Origin of the sequence: Allocatenococcus thiocycli (genome assembly GCF_921292965.1) — a bacterium.
Classification (GTDB): domain Bacteria; phylum Pseudomonadota; class Gammaproteobacteria; order Enterobacterales; family Vibrionaceae; genus Vibrio; species Vibrio natriegens.
Map to the genome: position 1 here is coordinate 239914 of NZ_CAKLCK010000030.1, position 16307 is coordinate 256220.

The 16307-nt window shown below is 45.8% G+C and carries 14 protein-coding genes and 1 pseudogene; 7 read left to right on the top strand and 8 right to left on the bottom strand.

Annotation, left to right across the window (positions count from 1 at the left end; genetic code table 11):
* Positions 1-61 precede the first annotated feature (61 nt).
* The 6 genes and pseudogenes from vmeI to pspA all read right to left on the bottom strand — a co-directional run bounded on the left by vmeI (position 62) and on the right by pspA (position 6738).
* Positions 62-3162, bottom strand: a pseudogene (vmeI, locus tag L9Q40_RS12835) (efflux RND transporter permease subunit VmeI).
* The gene (locus tag L9Q40_RS12840) at positions 3159-4244 is read right to left on the bottom strand and encodes an efflux RND transporter periplasmic adaptor subunit (protein WP_498793521.1); all 1086 of its coding nucleotides are present in this window, start codon (positions 4242-4244) and stop codon (positions 3159-3161) included. The pseudogene vmeI and the gene L9Q40_RS12840 overlap by 4 nt, the downstream one beginning before the upstream one ends.
* Before the next feature lies 1 nt (position 4245).
* Positions 4246-5277, bottom strand: coding sequence for an efflux RND transporter periplasmic adaptor subunit (locus L9Q40_RS12845; protein ID WP_498793523.1), 1032 nt, complete (start codon positions 5275-5277; stop codon positions 4246-4248).
* Positions 5278-5436: 159 nt separating this feature from the next.
* Positions 5437-5826, bottom strand: coding sequence for an envelope stress response membrane protein PspC (gene pspC, locus L9Q40_RS12850; RefSeq protein WP_020332968.1), 390 nt, complete (start codon positions 5824-5826; stop codon positions 5437-5439).
* Positions 5819-6052, bottom strand: a complete 234-nt coding sequence (pspB, locus tag L9Q40_RS12855) for an envelope stress response membrane protein PspB (protein WP_014231520.1) — start codon at positions 6050-6052, stop codon at positions 5819-5821. Before pspB ends, pspC begins: the two co-directional genes overlap by 8 nt.
* A gap of 14 nt (positions 6053-6066) precedes the next feature.
* Positions 6067-6738, bottom strand: coding sequence for a phage shock protein PspA (pspA, locus tag L9Q40_RS12860; protein ID WP_020332966.1), 672 nt, complete (start codon positions 6736-6738; stop codon positions 6067-6069).
* Between the two features lie 232 nt (positions 6739-6970).
* On the opposite strand from pspA, the gene pspF reads away from it, so the two are divergent.
* The 6 genes from pspF to L9Q40_RS12890 all read left to right on the top strand — a co-directional run bounded on the left by pspF (position 6971) and on the right by L9Q40_RS12890 (position 13450).
* Entirely contained in the window at positions 6971-7978 is a 1008-nt protein-coding gene (pspF, locus tag L9Q40_RS12865; RefSeq protein WP_014231518.1) for a phage shock protein operon transcriptional activator, read from the top strand.
* A 236-nt stretch (positions 7979-8214) separates the two neighbouring features.
* Positions 8215-9834, top strand: coding sequence for an ABC transporter substrate-binding protein (locus tag L9Q40_RS12870; protein ID WP_498793526.1), 1620 nt, complete (start codon positions 8215-8217; stop codon positions 9832-9834).
* On the top strand, positions 9834-10796 hold the full coding sequence (locus L9Q40_RS12875) for an ABC transporter permease (RefSeq protein WP_065296661.1): 963 nt from the start codon (positions 9834-9836) through the stop codon (positions 10794-10796). The genes L9Q40_RS12870 and L9Q40_RS12875 overlap by 1 nt, the downstream gene beginning before the upstream one ends.
* Complete coding sequence (locus L9Q40_RS12880) at positions 10783-11670, top strand: ABC transporter permease subunit (protein ID WP_014231515.1); 888 nt, start codon at positions 10783-10785, stop codon at positions 11668-11670. Before L9Q40_RS12875 ends, L9Q40_RS12880 begins: the two co-directional genes overlap by 14 nt.
* Positions 11670-12665, top strand: a complete 996-nt coding sequence (locus L9Q40_RS12885) for a peptide ABC transporter ATP-binding protein (RefSeq protein ID WP_014231514.1) — start codon at positions 11670-11672, stop codon at positions 12663-12665. Before L9Q40_RS12880 ends, L9Q40_RS12885 begins: the two co-directional genes overlap by 1 nt.
* Positions 12662-13450 (top strand): peptide ABC transporter ATP-binding protein, encoded by a 789-nt coding sequence (locus tag L9Q40_RS12890; protein WP_264902001.1) that lies wholly within the window; start codon positions 12662-12664, stop codon positions 13448-13450. Before L9Q40_RS12885 ends, L9Q40_RS12890 begins: the two co-directional genes overlap by 4 nt.
* A gap of 66 nt (positions 13451-13516) precedes the next feature.
* Here the strand turns inward: L9Q40_RS12890 and L9Q40_RS12895 are convergent, their stop codons facing one another.
* Positions 13517-13906, bottom strand: coding sequence for a DUF2750 domain-containing protein (locus L9Q40_RS12895; protein ID WP_498793528.1), 390 nt, complete (start codon positions 13904-13906; stop codon positions 13517-13519).
* Between the two features lie 75 nt (positions 13907-13981).
* The gene (locus L9Q40_RS12900; RefSeq protein ID WP_498793530.1) at positions 13982-14887 is read right to left on the bottom strand and encodes a manganese-dependent inorganic pyrophosphatase; all 906 of its coding nucleotides are present in this window, start codon (positions 14885-14887) and stop codon (positions 13982-13984) included.
* A 194-nt stretch (positions 14888-15081) separates the two neighbouring features.
* On the opposite strand from L9Q40_RS12900, the gene L9Q40_RS12905 reads away from it, so the two are divergent.
* Positions 15082-16296: a putative manganese transporter gene (locus L9Q40_RS12905; RefSeq protein WP_498793531.1), complete on the top strand. Its 1215-nt coding sequence runs from the start codon at positions 15082-15084 to the stop codon at positions 16294-16296.
* Positions 16297-16307: the final 11 nt, after the last annotated feature.

Genomic DNA, 16307 nt, shown 5'->3' on the forward strand with positions numbered 1-16307 from the left:
TACGTCCTTATAAAAACGCCCCTGACTCGCTAGCCAGAGGCGTTATCGATTTATACTCATTCTATTTCGGTACGGCTACTCTGTGGAATAGACGATACAGGACTGGGACAACAATCAAAGTTAATACCGTCGCAAAACCCAAACCGAACATGATCGTCACAGCCATTGGCTTGAAGAAAATATCGGGTAAAAGCGGAATCATGCCTAAAATCGTGGTGATTGCCGCCATACATACAGGACGGACACGGCTCACTGCGGCGTCGACAACCGCATCATAGGCATCTTTACCTGACTTCATTTCAATCTCAATTTGATCAAGCAAAACGATGCCGTTTTTCAGTACCATCCCCGACAAACTGAGAAAGCCCAGTAAAGCCATAAAACCAAATGGCGTATTCAGGGCCAAAAGTCCTGTGGTAACACCAATCAGAGCCAGTGGAACAGTCAGCCACACAATCAAAGGTTCTTTAACCGAGTTGAACAGGAATACGGTAATAAGGAACATGAACAAGTAACCCATTGGCATTGTCGTAAACAACGACGCCTGAGCATCACCTGATGACTCGTATTCACCGCCCCACTCGATAGAATATCCCGGCGGCATCTCAATCGCTCGATTTGAGGTTGTAGACGCTTTTGCAATGTTGAAGCCGTTTCTTCACCCAATATATCAGGGTCAGCCATCACAGTGAGCATACGTTTACGATTTTTACGCACAACGATTGGATCTTCCCAACGCATATCGTATCCCATTGTCACTTGTTGCAGCGGGATAAATTCAGTTTTTGCCGGACTCCAAATTTTCATTCCTTCAATGTTACGAATATCGATTCGTTCATCTTCAGGCAATCGAGCCACGATTGGCATCAACGTCGTACCATCACGATAAAGACCAATCTTCATACCCGAAAACGACATGGAGAGATAATCATCGACATCTGATTTGGTGATACCGTAACGGCGAGCTTGGCTCTCGTTAAACTGAGGCTCCAAAACTTGAGTACGTTCTCGCCAATCATGTCGAATATTCGTCGCGGCAGGGTCAGCGTACATAATATCCATTACCTGAGTGGCGAGCGTGCGAAGCACCGTTGGGTCAGAACCGATAAGTCGCGCTTCAATTTTCGCACCACCACCCGGGCCTAACTCAATTTGTTTAAGTTTATAGTTAATTTCAGGGTAATTGGCTTTTAGATGCTCTCGGAAACGCGCCATCAAGGGCTCAAGCGCTTCATAGTTTTCCATTCGCGTGGTGATTTCACCATACGCGGCATAACTTTTCTCTGGTGCATACGTCAACATGAAACGCTGCAAGCCTTTCCCTGCCGTCGTCGTAATATGCTCAACATGTTCTTGTTGCGCTAACCAATGTTCAAGTTCGTTCAGCTTATCATTGGTTGCTCTAATATCCGTCCCCTCAGGTAACCAAACATCCAACTGAAAAATCGGTGTTGTTGAAGATGGAAAGAAGGACTGTTTTACAAACATAAATCCGTACACACTGGCCGCGAGCCCAACAATTAAGACCACGACAGTGAACCATGCCCGACGCATGCAAAACTCGAGAAACGTCTTGTAGGTAACAAAAACAATACCATTATACGGGTCGCTATCTTCGCCTTCCGTTTGATTTATTTTCTGGCCTTTGAAGAAAATGTCGGCAAAAAATGGCGTCAATGAAATCGCGGTAAACCAACTGAGCATCAAAGAGATGAGAAGCACGGTAAACAAGGTACCGCAGTACTCACCTGTGGAGTCCTGCGAAAGCCCAATCGGCGCAAAAGCGGTGACCGCAATGATAGTCGCGCCAAGCAAAGGCCACTTAGTCTGGGTAACGATATCGGTCGCTGCTTGTAAGCGCGTTCTTCCCTTTTGCGTACCTATTAATATCCCTTCCACAACGACGATGGCATTATCCACCAGCATCCCCAAAGCGATGACCAACGCCCCTAAAGAAATACGTTGTAGATCGATGGCCAGGTACTTCATGAAGATGAATGTGCCAAGGACGGTTAGCAGCAGGATCAAACCGATAAGCAAGCCAGAACGAAGCCCCATAAAGAACAGCAATACGACGATCACTATCCCAATCGCTTGTGCGAGACTCACAACAAAGCCACTTACCGATTTATCCACTTCCTTCGGCTGACTATAAATTTCTGAAATCTCGATTCCGACGGGTTGTTGATACTTCAATTCAGCAAGTCGGCGATCAAACACTTTCCCGACTTCAACAACATTAACCCCTTGTGCAAACGAAACACCGACATTCAGCGCCAAGCTGCCATTGAAGTTGACGATATTGGTTGGAACCTCAATATACCCGCGTTTAATTTCGGCCACATCTTTAAGGAAAATCAGCCCCTGAGCACCCACTTCGGTCAGCAATAAATCACCCAACTCATCGACATTTTGAAACTGCCCGGTTGGTTGGATTCGAATATACTCATCACCAATTCTGATCGCACCAGCATCAGAGATTACGTTTTGAGTTGAGAGGAGACCGAATACGGTATCGGGAGACAAACCCAAAGTGCTCAATTTCTTCATCGAGATTTCAATAAAGACCTGTTCTTGCTGTGTGCCAGACACAGATACTTTACTCACACCGTCTACAAGTTCGAGCTCCCGTCTCAGGTAATCAACGTAATCCAGCAGTTCTTTGTAGCTATAACCATCTCCGGTCACTGCGAGCAAAATGCCGTAGACATCGCCAAAGTCATCAATCACCTGAGGATCATTCACACCAGGAGGTAACGTGCCTTTCAAGTCATTAACTTTTCGTCTTAATTCATCCCAAATTTGAGGTAAGTCATCCGGGCCGTAATTGTTTTTCATCGTTACGGTAATTTGAGACAGCCCACGACTCGAAATAGAATTCACCTCATCGACGTATGTCAATTGCTGAATGGCTTTTTCAAGTGGGTACGTGACCTCTTCTTCCACTTGTTGAAGCGTAGCGCCGGGATACGAGGTGACGACCATGGCGTCTTTGATGGTGAAAGCAGGATCTTCCAGACGTCCTAATCCAAAAAATGCGGAGACCCCACCGATCAAGAAAATCAGTGAAACCATCCAACTGATCACACGGTTTTTAATAAAGTACGCCGCGATTCCCGTTACGTCTTCATCCGTTTGAGGCACTTTATTTTTCTCGTTCATAAACCAGCCTCCTGCTCAACCACTTCTACTTGCATACCTTCTCTGAGTCTCGCAACCCCGGCAACGACAACCTTGTCGTGTAGTTCAAGCCCATCAAGCACTTGTATCGATGTCTTTGACGCTTTACCTGTACGTATCTGTTGGCGAGAAACGGTATTATCTTCATTCAATACCCAAACGAACTTGTTTTCACGACTCAGGTCATCGCCATCCGCGTTGAAAATTGCTTCGATTGGTACATTAATCCCGACATTCAAATTCAAACCGACCTTTTCATCTTTTGACGTGACTTCAACCGCCATTCCATCAAGGATGTATTCGTCTTTTGGCATCGGAAGTGAGAGGGTAACCGTGAACGTGCCGGTTGCTGGGTCGGGCTCAGTGGTAAACTCTTTTACGGTTCCTATGTATTCATTACCGCTTGGAACACGCACAACCCCCTGAATGGAGGTGAGCCTTTCATCAGTCGGAGGCTCTTTGACATACAAACGATCCGGAAATTGAATAAGTACTTCGAAACGATCCAAGCTGTGTATATTCACGATATATTGGCCAACTTGAATATTTTCGAACTGATCAACATTAACTCTGGAGATGATGCCATCCACTGGTGCTTTTAAAGTCGTAAATGACAAACGTAGTTGAGCTAGTTTCAGCTCTGCCAGAGCGATTTGGCGCTGAGCAGCAATTTCATCAAACTGCGATTTAGCCAGTAAGCCTTTATCGACAAGAGGACGAGAGCGGCGGTATTGACTATCCACTACAGAAAACCGGGCAGAAGCATTGTCCACATCCAATTGATAATCCGTCGGGTCTAACGTGGCAATAACGTCATCTTTTTTCACCTTATCGCCCTCTTTGACCCTGATACTGCTAATTTCTCCCGCAACTCTAAAACTGAGATGCGAACGATCAGCCGCATTGGCCACCGCAGGAAAGTACAGATTATCGTCGACCTTACTCCCCTCTAAAGAAACGACTCTTACTCGGGGGATTTCCACCTCTTTTTCAGGCCCTTTATCACCGCAACCCGAGATGAAGAACGGCAGGCATAAGACAGCTAAGGCTATAATTCTTTTCATATTACAACCCTCTTTCCTTAACCCAGGCTCTGACTTTGATACCCGGCTCTATCACGTTGACGCCAGAAATCACGATCACATCACCGTCATCCAGGCCTTGTAGAACCTGATTTTTGTCATTCATTGTGATCGCGGCTTTGGTCACAATACCTTGCTCATCTACACGCCAGACGTAGCTTTGTCCTGACTCTACAAACAGTGCTGAATTGGGAATGGTTGTAACGCCGGAGTTCAGTGAAGTAACAAGCACGTTACCGGACATCCCTGGTAAGATCCCAACGCCTTCAGGACGTTCCATTACCATAGTGACTTTGTAACTGCCCGTTTTAGGGTCGGCTTCGGTATCGATCTCCTGAAAAGTTAAATCGAATGACCGTTCTGGAAAGGCATCAAATTCCATTTTTGCTGTGACGTTAACCCCTGGTGCGTAACGATTAAGCAAGTGGCTAGGAAGCTGGAATATCACCTTCATCAATTGATTGGTTTGGATATTCATCACGCCTTCTTTGGCGGCAACGTATTCATGGTTTTCCGCAGGAAGGTATGAGATCGTACCATCATAAGGAGCAACGAGTTTGGTGTAACTCAAATTCGCTTTCGCCTGATCCCACTGAGCTTTGGCAGAATTGTGATTGGCTTTCGCTTCATCAAAGTCCTGTTCTGACACAACCTGATCGACACGAAGCTTTTTATACCGTTGGTATTGCACGTCCGCGAGCGCAAAATTTGCTCTCGCTTGTTGTTCCAGAAGCGTGTATTCGTCGGGGTTCAGTGTTGCCAACACATCACCTTTACTGACGAGTTGGCCTTCGTGAACGTCAATCGACTGAAGTAGCCCGGGCACACGAAAGGCTAATACGGCTTTATCGCCAGAGTCAGTCGTAGCAGGGAAATGACGATCAAACTGTGAGTTACCAACAGAGACCGTAAAAAGTTTAGCGGGTCGAGATTCTGGTTCGGGAACGGGTGGTAGTTCTTTACCACATCCCGACAAAGCAGCCGTAACGGCTATTGGAATGAGCAACTTTTTCATCATATTCATCCAACGAATATAGAGACTACATTTAAGTTAGATGAACAATGCTCAAGCTGCCATGTGAGGCGGAGATAATATTGATTTAAATGAGGAAATTGTGAGCAAAAAGCAGGCTTGGGGCCTGCTCTTTAAAATAAAATCCTAGTTGCATAATCCTCAGAGTTTGTTGAACTCTCTGTTGACTCTGAATGTATCGGAAGTGACATACGCTTCCATATTGCGAATTTTGCCATCAATGCGGTTAAAATCACGCTCAAGCACACTCAAGAACTGCTCCGGACTTTGACCCTTCTGCCATGGCTTACTCTTTAGAGTATGATCCTGCTGGGCCTTGATATTTTCTGAATAAGTCATTGGCTGCTTTTCCAACATAAACGCCAAAGCGACATAGGCGAGAAGCACCAAAAACGTACCGCCTAGCAAACCTGCAGAAATAACCAAGATACGAATCAACCAGACCTCCACACCAAAGTAGTTAGCAAATCCGGCACACACACCGGCAAGCTTGCCATTTGCTGGGTCGCGATAAAGCTCTCGACTACTCATACTTGCGTCTCCACGTTGGTGACTCTGCGTCTAGAATGCGTTCAAGTGTATCTACCCGAGCCTGCATCGATTCTGCTTTTTCGGATAGTACCTGAAGGCGCTCCAGATCCTGGCTCGACAGTGCACTATCCGTTTTACGTTTACTGCGATAGTGTAAGAAGAGCCAAAGTGGAGCGACAAAGATCAAAAAGACAATGACTGGTCCTGTTATAAAAAATGTCGTCATAAATGGCTCCTCTTTTATTTATCTTGTGATGACATCTGTTCTTTCAGTTTTGCCAACTCTTTTTCAATTTCATCTTGCGCCTGAAGCTCTGCAAACTCCTGCTCTAACGATTTTGACTGGCCAGTGCTTGAATATAGGTCAGCTTCCGCTTCCAACTCATCGACTTTACGTGAGTATTGTTCAAACTTAGCCATCGCTTCATTGGTACGGCTAGTGTGAAGATGTTTTTGTACATCACGACGATTAGTTGCCGTTTGATTACGGATTGCCAGAGCTTGCTGTTTCGCTCGTGTTTCCGCAATTTTGTTTTCCAGCTTACCAATTTCACCGGTTAACTTATCAATGGTCTCTTCAACCAAAGTTTGTTCTGTATGAAGACCTTTGATTAACTGTTCAAGCTTTTGCTTCTCTATAAGAGCAGCACGCGCTAAATCTTCACGCTCTTTCACTAACGCAAGACTGGCTTTTTTGCCCCATTCGTTGATCTGATCTTCGATAGCCTCAACTTTACGAGCCAGCTCTTTTTTGTCTGCAATCGCTTTCGCTGAGTTGGTGCGCACTTCGACAAGCGTGTCTTCCATTTCTTGAATGATGAGACGGATCATTTTTTCAGGATCTTCCGCCTTGTCCAACAATGCACTGATGTTTGAGTTAACGATATCTGCAAAACGAGAAAAAATACCCATGACGGAACTCCTCTTTTTTCCTATTAAAACCCGACAAGGTGGTGATTTACCTTGTGTCTACCTAAATACATAACAAGTTACGTGCCAACTTAAATTCCACCATAAAATCAATAGGTTATTCATTTTGTTGTTGTTATGCACCATTATGCTATGATGTTTTTCACCAACTGTTGGTGAATTTCACCAATTCCCTATTGAATTCACACCTAGGCAGCTAAGTAAGAAGGAATCTATGAAGCAAAACCTGATTGGTGAATCGCCCGCTTTTCTCGCTGTATTAGATAAAGTATCACAACTTGCGCCAATTGAACGCCCGGTACTCATTATTGGTGAGCGCGGTACCGGTAAAGAGCTTATTGCACAGCGTTTGCATTATTTATCAAGACGTTGGGACAAGCCACTTCTGTCATTAAATTGTGCCACATTGAGCGAAGGTTTGATTGATTCTGAATTGTTTGGCCATGAATCTGGCTCGTTCACTGGGTCAAAAGGCAAACATAAAGGTCGTTTTGAGCGAGCGGAAGGCGGTACCCTTTTCCTTGATGAACTGGCGACTGCGCCACTGTTAGTGCAAGAAAAGTTGCTGCGCGTAATCGAATATGGTGAATATGAACGCGTTGGCGGGCACACTGCTTTGAATGCCGACGTGCGATTAGTCTGTGCGACCAATGCCGACTTACCCAAACTTGCTGAACAAGGTGATTTCCGTGCCGATCTGCTCGACCGGCTTGCTTTTGATGTCATCATGCTTCCTCCTCTCCGTGAGAGAAAAGAAGACATTCTTTCTTTGGCGGAATACTACGCCATTAAGATGTGCCGCGAACTTCAGCTTGAATATTTCGTCGGTTTCACCGCAGAAGCAGAACGCTCGTTACTTGACTATCCTTGGCCAGGGAACGTTCGGGAACTGAAAAACGTTATTGAGCGCGCGATCTATCAACATGGCTTGAACGCCGATCCAATTGATCAGTTGATATTCAATCCTTTCGCAACCGTCTGGGACAACGCTTTGGGTCACTCGAATGAGCAAGAAGAAGAACAAGATGTGGCCGAACAAAGCACTCAAGTTCATTTCCCGCTCGATTACAAACAGTGGCAAGAAGAGCAAGATATTAGCTTGCTCAACCGTGCGCTGGAAGAAGCTAAGTTCAATCAGCGTCAGGCTGCAGAATTGCTCGGGCTAAGTTACCATCAATTACGTGGAATGGTTCGCAAATATGGGTTAGTCGGGCAAAGTTGATGCCGGGTTGAACTCAATATTTGCTATCACAAACAGAAACGAGACCTAAACATGCGTAACAATTTAGGTCTACAGTGATAATTAGACTAGGTCTTTTTATCTAACACACTGCGAGCAAAAGATTTTGTATTTGGAGCGAGTTCACAAAGGTGTTAAATTAGCGGGATCATTTTCGCTTGTAACGCCAGATGAGTAACTTCGATGAAACAAGCAAGATCCAATGAACATTTCATATTATGAATGCTTTTATAAGATTATCGCTGAGCCTTATCGGGATTAGCTTACTCACCGCCTGTGGCGATGAGATCGACCACAATGATATTCGCCAAACAGGATTTGTGTTTTGTGGGCAAGGTAAGCCAACAACATTTAACCCACAATTGGTTGATAGTGGTATTACTGCTGAAGCATTGAGCCCTCAGTTGTATGATACGTTGCTTACGCTCGATCCTACATCCCATAAGCCGGTTGCCAATATTGCACAAAGCTGGTCAGTAAATGCAGATGGAACTGAATACACGTTTAAGCTCAAGCATGGTGTTCAATTTCAGTCGACATCTTGGTTTACACCCAGCAGAGCACTGAATTCGCAAGACGTCGTGTTTAGCTTCAAACGAATCATTGATGACAACCACCCTTTCCATCAAGTGGGCGGTGGTTTGTATCCATGGTTTGCCGGTCTGGACTTCAAGAACTTGCTGCAAGATGTCATTGCTATCGACAATGACACCGTCATGTTTAAGCTTTCAAAGCCAAACTTCTCTTTTCTGGCCAACATTGCCACCAGCCACGCAGTATTGCTATCGGCTGAGTACGGACAACAACTCGCGGCTAAAGATCATAAAGAGCAGATCGATCAATTTCCCATTGGTACAGGCCCATTCCAGCTAAAAGAGTTTCAGGTGAATGATTTAATTCGCTTAGAACGTCATGCTCAATACTGGAATTCTCCTGCAAAAATGGAACAGGTGGTTTTTGATATTTCTCACCGTGGAACCGGCACACTGGCAAAATTACTGAGAAATGAATGCGATGTGTTGTCTTCGCCAATTTCAAGCCAGATACCAGTCATTCAGGAAAATGAAAATCTGGAATTGAAAGCGACACCAGCAAACAACGTCTCTTTCATCGCCATTAATACTGGCAACCCTGCGCTGACTGATCCTCGCGTTCGTCAAGCGCTTAACCTTGCGATAAACCGACAAAACATATTGGATTCCGTCTATTACGGAACAGGTTCTCAGGCCTACACCTTGCTCCCGCCAAACTCATGGGCTTATCAAAAAGATAGTGTCAAAATACGCTACGACAGAAACTACGCTCTCGCGCTTCTTCGTGAGGCTGGCTATCAAGAAGGCTTAGCGCTCACCATGTGGGTGCCGCTAGAACCTCGCGCGTTCAACCCAAGTCCTCGTAAAACGGCAGAGTTGATACAAGCTAACTTTGCCGATATTGGTGTGGATTTAACCTTGTTGACAGATGATAGGTTTGAACGTGTCGATTTGGATAATCTAGACAATCTTGATTTGCTGCTTACGGGGTGGATAGGTGATACGGGTGACCCAGATAACTTCTTCCGACCGTTATTGTCATGTGAGTCTGACCGAGTTGGCCTGAACGTTTCGATGTGGTGTAACGATGATTTCGATTTCCTACTGGATTTAGCGATAGAGACGCAGGAACCACGATACCGTTTGAACCTCTACCGTCAGGCGCAAAACATATTGAATGAGCAATTCCCTGTTATTCCACTAGCGCATGGTGTGCAATTCCGTGTTCGCGACAAATCGCTGACAGGCTTCAAATCAAGCCCTTTCAATGCACAACCATTTGATAGAGTTGAGAGAGTTCACTGATGTTTTTGTATACCATTCGACGCTTTAACCTATTTTTCATCACATTGATGATCCTCACTTTGGTGGGCTTCTCTCTGCTGCGTCTCGATCCTCTATCGCATTGGGCACAAGTTGAGTTTTGGTCGGGTTGGCAAAGTTATCTTGTTAACCTGTCACAGCTTGATTTCGGCTACAGCAAGAGTGGCAATGCCATTTTCGATGAGTTAGCCATCGTGTTCCCGGCAACGTTAGAGCTGTGCTTTTTTGCTTTTCTGGTTTCGCTGTTTATTGGGATTCCATTAGGAACTCTGGCGGGGATGAAACAGGGAAAAGTGTTAGATACCAGTATCTCGTTTTTAGCCATGTCCGGGTATTCCGCGCCAATTTTTTGGGTGGCGTTGCTACTTATCATGGTGTTTTCACTCGAGTATCAATTTTTCCCGGTGGCTGGCCGCTATGACCTGCTGTATGAAATCGATCATATCACCGGCTTTGCGATCGTCGATGCCTTTATGGCAAAGGGCGAGTATCGTGCCCATGCATTGCAAAGTGTTATTGAGCATATGGTACTGCCTTGTTTGGTATTGGCACTCGCGCCAACGACGCAAGTTATTGGTTTAATGCGTTCGTCGGTTGCCGAAGTAATGAGTCAAAATTACATTCGTGCCGCTCGAATTAAAGGTCTTTCCAACCGAGAGATCATCACACAGCACGTACTACGCAACGCGATTCCACCCATCGTCCCAAAAGTCGGCGTTCAACTATCAAGCATGATCACCCTTGCGATCATTACCGAGTCTGTTTTCAACTGGCCAGGTATTGGCCGCTGGCTATTAGATGCGCTGGCAAACCAAGATTATGCCTCTATTCAGGCAGGCGTTATGGTGCTTGCAACACTGGTTCTGACCGCCAATATCCTATCGGATTTGATTGGTGCCATGATTAACCCTCTGGTGAGAAAGGAATGGTATGCTAACAAATAACGTTTATCAGGAAGAACACATTCCAACTCAGTTCGAACGATTCTGGCGCAGTTACCGCGCTAACGGTTTGGCAATGTTTGGCTTATGGTGTCTCACTTTCATTGTATTAATCACCCTATTTGCGCCGTTAATTGCCCCTTTTGACCCTCAGGCTCAATCTGGCGAGCTGCTTGTGCCACCTTCTTGGTCACCATCAGGTTCTGTCGATTACTTTTTAGGAACGGACGACTTGGGACGCGATATTCTGTCACGTCTTATCATCGGGTCTCAGCTCACGTTTGGTGCAGCAGTGGGTATAACAGTCACGGCAGCCATCATCGGTTGCCTGATTGGTGTATTGGCCGGCATGACTAAAGGTCTGCTGTCCAGTACCTTGAACCACCTGCTCGACACAGTAATGTCCATTCCCTCGCTACTATTAGCGATCATTTTTGTGGCATTTCTGGGGTTCGGCGAGTTCAATATCTTGCTGGCGATTTGTTTGGCGCTCATTCCGCGTTTTATTCGCTCGGTTTACATCGCGGTTCACACTGAGGTGGAAAAAGACTACATCATGGCGGCACGTCTGGATGGTGCAAATGATTTCTATCTACTTTGGAGCTCGATACTGCCTAACGTGCTTACCGTCATCGCCGCAGAGTTTACGCTCGCGCTTTCTACTGCGATTTTAGATATCACCGCGTTGGGCTTTCTGGGTTTGGGAGCACAAGCACCAAGTACTGAATGGGGCGCTATTTTGGGCGATTCAGTCGAACTTATTTACATCGCACCGTGGACGGTAACCCTACCAGGCCTCACTATCATGTTTACTGTCATTACCCTAAACTTAGTAGGTGAAGGGGTACGCCGATCGCTTAATGCGGGGATCGAATAATGCCGTTATTAGACATTCGTCATTTGACCATTGAAATTGAAACACCTCAGGGAATGGTGCGAGCTGTAGACAGAATGAGCCTAACGTTAAACGAAGGTGAAATTCGCGGCTTAGTAGGTGAATCCGGCTCAGGAAAAAGTCTGGTTGCTAAAGCCATTGTTGGCGTTAGCAAAGATACTTGGCGAATCACCGCAGACCGAATGCGCTTGGGAAATATCGATCTCCTGCAGCTTACTCCTAAGGAACGGCGTAAAGTTATCGCACGAGATATTGCGATGATTTTTCAGGAGCCTTCGACCTGTCTGGATCCTTCAGAGGAAGTCGGCCGCCAACTGATTGAATCGATCCCTTCTCGATCTTTTGATGGTAAATGGTGGGAGCGATTTAAGTGGCGTAAAAAACAAGCCATTGCCCTACTCCATAAAGTTGGCATCAAAGATCACAAGCGGATAATGGGCAGCTACCCTTACGAGCTCACGGACGGTGAGTGTCAAAAAATCATGATTGCCATGGCGATTGCCACTAAGCCTAAATTGCTGATCGCAGACGAACCGACCAATGACCTTGACCCAATCACTCAGTCGCAGATCTTGCGTCTGTTGAGCCGGATGAATCAGCTCAACAACACAACGATTTTGCTTATTGGCCATGACCTAACCACTATCACACAGTGGGCAAACCGCATTACCGTGATGTATTGTGGTCAGTCTGTTGAGTCTGCTGACACACGTAAGATAATTGCAGCACCCAAGCACCCTTACACAGATGCTCTGCTAAAAGCGATGCCCGACTTTAACGATTGGGTACCACACAAACAGAAACTCCAATCTCTACCTGGCTCAATTCCACCTTTGCAGCATTTGCCAATTGGTTGTCGATTAGGTCCGCGTTGCCCTTATGCGCAAAAGCAATGTGTTGAAATCCCGCACACCCGGCGAATCAAGAATCATAAGTTCAACTGTCACTTTCCACTCAATACGGAGAAAAAGTCATGAGTGCGCTACTTGAAGTCGATAATTTGTCGAAGCAGTTTGTCACGCGCTCAGGTTTTTTTAAACGTGAAACGACTGTAGCTGTAAAGCCTGTCAGCTTCACTCTTGAACCGGGACAGACCATTGGCTTTATTGGGCAAAATGGCTCTGGTAAGTCGACACTGGCTCGTATGCTGGCTGGGGTTGTAGCACCAAGTTCTGGCGAAATTCGCGTAAATGGTGAACGTTTGGAACATAAAGATTATGCGACACGCTGCAAGCTGATTCGTATGATTTTTCAAGATCCGAATACCTCTCTCAACCCTCGCATTCAAATCGGTCGCATATTAGAAGGTCCGCTCAAGCGAAACACCAATATGCCGCCGGATGCGCGTATGAAACGCGTTAAAGAAACCCTTCGTCGAGTTGGCTTGCTGCCCGAACATGCCTATTTTTATCCGCAGATGCTGGCTGCTGGACAAAAGCAGCGTGTCTGTCTGGCACGCGCTTTGATACTTCAGCCATCGATTATCGTTGCTGATGAAGCACTAAACGGTCTCGATATGGCTATGCGCTCGCAGATTCTGAATTTATTCTTAGAACTACAAGAAGAGATGGGCTTGTCTTTCGTTTATGTGTCGCAGCACATTGGTATCGTCAAACACATTACCGATAAAGTCATGGTCATGCATGAAGGCGAAGTGGTGGAATGTGGTGATACTCAACAGGTTCTTACCCACCCTGAGCACCCAATTACTCAACGATTGGTTGAAAGTCACTTCTACAAAGCGCCCAACCACTCTATGTAACGAAAAAGCCTGCATTATGTGCAGGCTTTATTAATTCTTGGGCTGGTCAATGATCGTTGAATTTAACTATCGTCGACCCGCGAGTTTACGAAGTTCGAAATCAAACTCATCCGGAAACAGAACAACACCCTCTTCGTTCTGATTTGGGAATACCACAACCGAAAGCTCGTCATCTTCTAGTCCCACAGTCCAGCGGCTGTGCCACTTATTAAGTGAGATGGCTTCTGGTTCGCAATTTTCCCATTCACCTGTCGCCCATTGCTGAGCAAACTCTTCGTTCGGCCATACTGGGACACAATCGTCATCTTCTGTATTCAGCATCACGCAACCGTGTTCATCTTTTAGAATCCATACCTTGCGATTCTCGACGATCTCTTTTACGCAGTACTTCAACCGTTGTTCTTCATTATAACGATTGATCGTATCCATTTGCTCTTGGGTCAATGCCTCGGACATGTTGGTCTCCTGTTTCCCATAGAAAAATGCCCACCTATCGGCGGGCATTTCAATTATAAGCTGGTAATGTGAAAATTACGCTAATTCAGTTTGAAGCCAAGGCCAACCTTGCTTCTTACGGCTTAGAGTATTTTCCATCATTAGCATGCCGTTGTCTTCATGCTTAACTAGCTTCTCTGCCCACTCACCTTTGTATAGAAGACGAGTTTGAGCAGTAGTGATGTCTGTTAGCATCACAGCAGCGAAAGCTAGGTTATCTTTCTCACAACGAGATTCTAGGTCTGCTTCTAGTGCTTCGATCATACCGTCAACTTGCTCTAGTGTTGCAAGCTCAACCTGACCTACTACTACGTCACGACCGTTGAATGGGTAACCTTTCAGGTCTTTTTCAACTAGCTCAGCTGCTGACAGACCTTCGATGTTTGTTTTCGCGATCAGAAGATCTTTCGTGAATGCGTCAACGTCTTGTACGTCTGCGATTGCAGCTAGCTCTGCAACGGCATCTTTGTCTTTTTGAGTACAAGTTGGAGAAGCGAAGCCCACTGTGTCAGATAGGATTGCTGACATCATTAGCTTAGCGGTTTGAGGCTTGATCTCGTGACCTTCAATCTTGAACATGTTGAATAGTACCGTGTTAGTACAACCAACAGGCCAGATCCATGCTTCCATTGGGTTTACTGTCATCACGTCACCTAGACGGTGGTGGTCAACGATACCCGCAATTTCAGCTTCAGCGATGTCGTCTGGTGCTTGCGCTAGATCTGAGTAGTCTACTAGCCAAACAGTTTCACCCGCTACTGAAGTGCGAAGTTCTGGAACTTCTGCGCCAGCTACTTCAAGGATGTGCTGAGTTTCACGGTTGATTTCGCCCTGACGAATTGGCATTGCTTCAACACCACGCGCCGTAAGAAGTTCAGTTGCAACGAGTGCACTACAAATACTATCACTGTCTGGGTTCTTATGACCTACAACTAGAATCATGTCTCTTCCTATTCAAGTCAATTTGATACGCTTCCTGATAATGGCATCTTGTGCCTTGGAAGCTGTTTGCTCACAAAGGCCCGTACTTTACCTGATTTGTCGGACTTTGACACGAAGAAAAGTGCATAACTCTGTTGCGAATAAATCTCATTTATATATAATGATAATTATTCCCATTTGCATTTGAGCCCAGAATGAACGCGACGAGATTTTTGCATTCAGCCCAGCACTTGCTTCGGCCAACTCAGTTCCGCCTAGCGTATAAACGCCTACTTATTCCTGTCTTTATGCTCGCGTTGTTGATTAATGAACACACTCGTGATGTCGCGGTTACAACACTGTCCGACTCCTTTTGGGCAGTATCGTGTTATGTCTGTGCGACTCTGGTGATTTATCATTACCTTTCCCACTTATTATCGAAACCGAATCGATTTACCGAGCTCTACCGTCACTCTCAAACTCATCAGGTATTTTTCGCTGCGCTGCTTGGTGCCTTGCCCGGATGTGGCGGTGCAATTGTTGTGACGACTCAGTTTATCAGTGGACGAGTTGGTTTTGGCGCCATTGTCGCTGTACTGACATCAACAATGGGTGACGCGGCTTTTTTACTACTCGCGGCTAAACCCATGGTTGGGTTGGGCGTAGTTGTTACGGGCATCGTCGTCGGCACGATTTCCGGGCTGGTTGTAAATGCTTTTCATAAAGAAGATTTTTTACGCCCTGTCCATAAAATAGATCCAAATGAATCTTTTGATACGCAAAGCCAGAGCGAGCGCTATAACGAACAAGAACAAAAGGCGATCAATTTACAAGGCACATTCTGGAAATGGCTGCTATTGCCGACCAGTGTTATCGCACTGATGATGTCTTTCCAACTGGATATCAACAAGTTGCTTAACTTGCCATCAAATACCATTGAATGGATTGGGGCGACTTTCTCGGTGATGACGATGTCACTTTGGGCAATGACCAAAGAGCTGGGCTGTTACCAATCGACGGTATCCGAAGATGCCAAAATCACCGACTCCCATCCGATTCAAAAAGCAGCGCAAGATACTAACTTCGTCAGCGCGTGGGTGATCATTGCCTTCCTCGCTTTTGAGTTTACGACGTACTTTTCGGGGTTGGATATAGCCGGTTCTCTCTCGGATTGGGGGATCTGGATGCCATTGGCCGGGCTGGCAATTGGCACGCTTCCAGGGTGTGGGCCTCAGATTTTAGTGACAAGTTTGTATCTTTCCGGTGCTGCACCATTTTCAGCGCAAATAGCCAATGCAATTTCAAACGATGGTGATGCCCTTTTCCCGGCTATTGCAATGGCCCCAAAAGCGGCACTTGTTGCGACTATTTACTCATCGATTCCTGCATTTATTGTTGGTTACGGTTACTACTTTTTATTTGAGCTTTAACCGCTTCAAAA

What these genes read in the sequence shown, in the direction of transcription:
- pspF (WP_014231518.1), top strand. Translation starts at nt 6,971, where the DNA reads ATGAAGCAAAACCTGATTGGTGAATCGCCCGCTTTTCTCGCTGTATTA.
- L9Q40_RS12885 (WP_014231514.1), top strand. Translation starts at nt 11,670, where the DNA reads ATGCCGTTATTAGACATTCGTCATTTGACCATTGAAATTGAAACACCT.
- L9Q40_RS12875 (WP_065296661.1), top strand. Translation starts at nt 9,834, where the DNA reads ATGTTTTTGTATACCATTCGACGCTTTAACCTATTTTTCATCACATTG.
- pspB (WP_014231520.1), bottom strand. Translation starts at nt 6,052, where the DNA reads ATGACGACATTTTTTATAACAGGACCAGTCATTGTCTTTTTGATCTTT.
- pspA (WP_020332966.1), bottom strand. Translation starts at nt 6,738, where the DNA reads ATGGGTATTTTTTCTCGTTTTGCAGATATCGTTAACTCAAACATCAGT.
- L9Q40_RS12870 (WP_498793526.1), top strand. Translation starts at nt 8,215, where the DNA reads ATGAATGCTTTTATAAGATTATCGCTGAGCCTTATCGGGATTAGCTTA.
- L9Q40_RS12905 (WP_498793531.1), top strand. Translation starts at nt 15,082, where the DNA reads ATGAACGCGACGAGATTTTTGCATTCAGCCCAGCACTTGCTTCGGCCA.
- L9Q40_RS12840 (WP_498793521.1), bottom strand. Translation starts at nt 4,244, where the DNA reads ATGAAAAGAATTATAGCCTTAGCTGTCTTATGCCTGCCGTTCTTCATC.
- L9Q40_RS12895 (WP_498793528.1), bottom strand. Translation starts at nt 13,906, where the DNA reads ATGTCCGAGGCATTGACCCAAGAGCAAATGGATACGATCAATCGTTAT.
- L9Q40_RS12890 (WP_264902001.1), top strand. Translation starts at nt 12,662, where the DNA reads ATGAGTGCGCTACTTGAAGTCGATAATTTGTCGAAGCAGTTTGTCACG.
- L9Q40_RS12900 (WP_498793530.1), bottom strand. Translation starts at nt 14,887, where the DNA reads ATGATTCTAGTTGTAGGTCATAAGAACCCAGACAGTGATAGTATTTGT.
- pspC (WP_020332968.1), bottom strand. Translation starts at nt 5,826, where the DNA reads ATGAGTAGTCGAGAGCTTTATCGCGACCCAGCAAATGGCAAGCTTGCC.
- L9Q40_RS12845 (WP_498793523.1), bottom strand. Translation starts at nt 5,277, where the DNA reads ATGAAAAAGTTGCTCATTCCAATAGCCGTTACGGCTGCTTTGTCGGGA.
- L9Q40_RS12880 (WP_014231515.1), top strand. Translation starts at nt 10,783, where the DNA reads ATGCTAACAAATAACGTTTATCAGGAAGAACACATTCCAACTCAGTTC.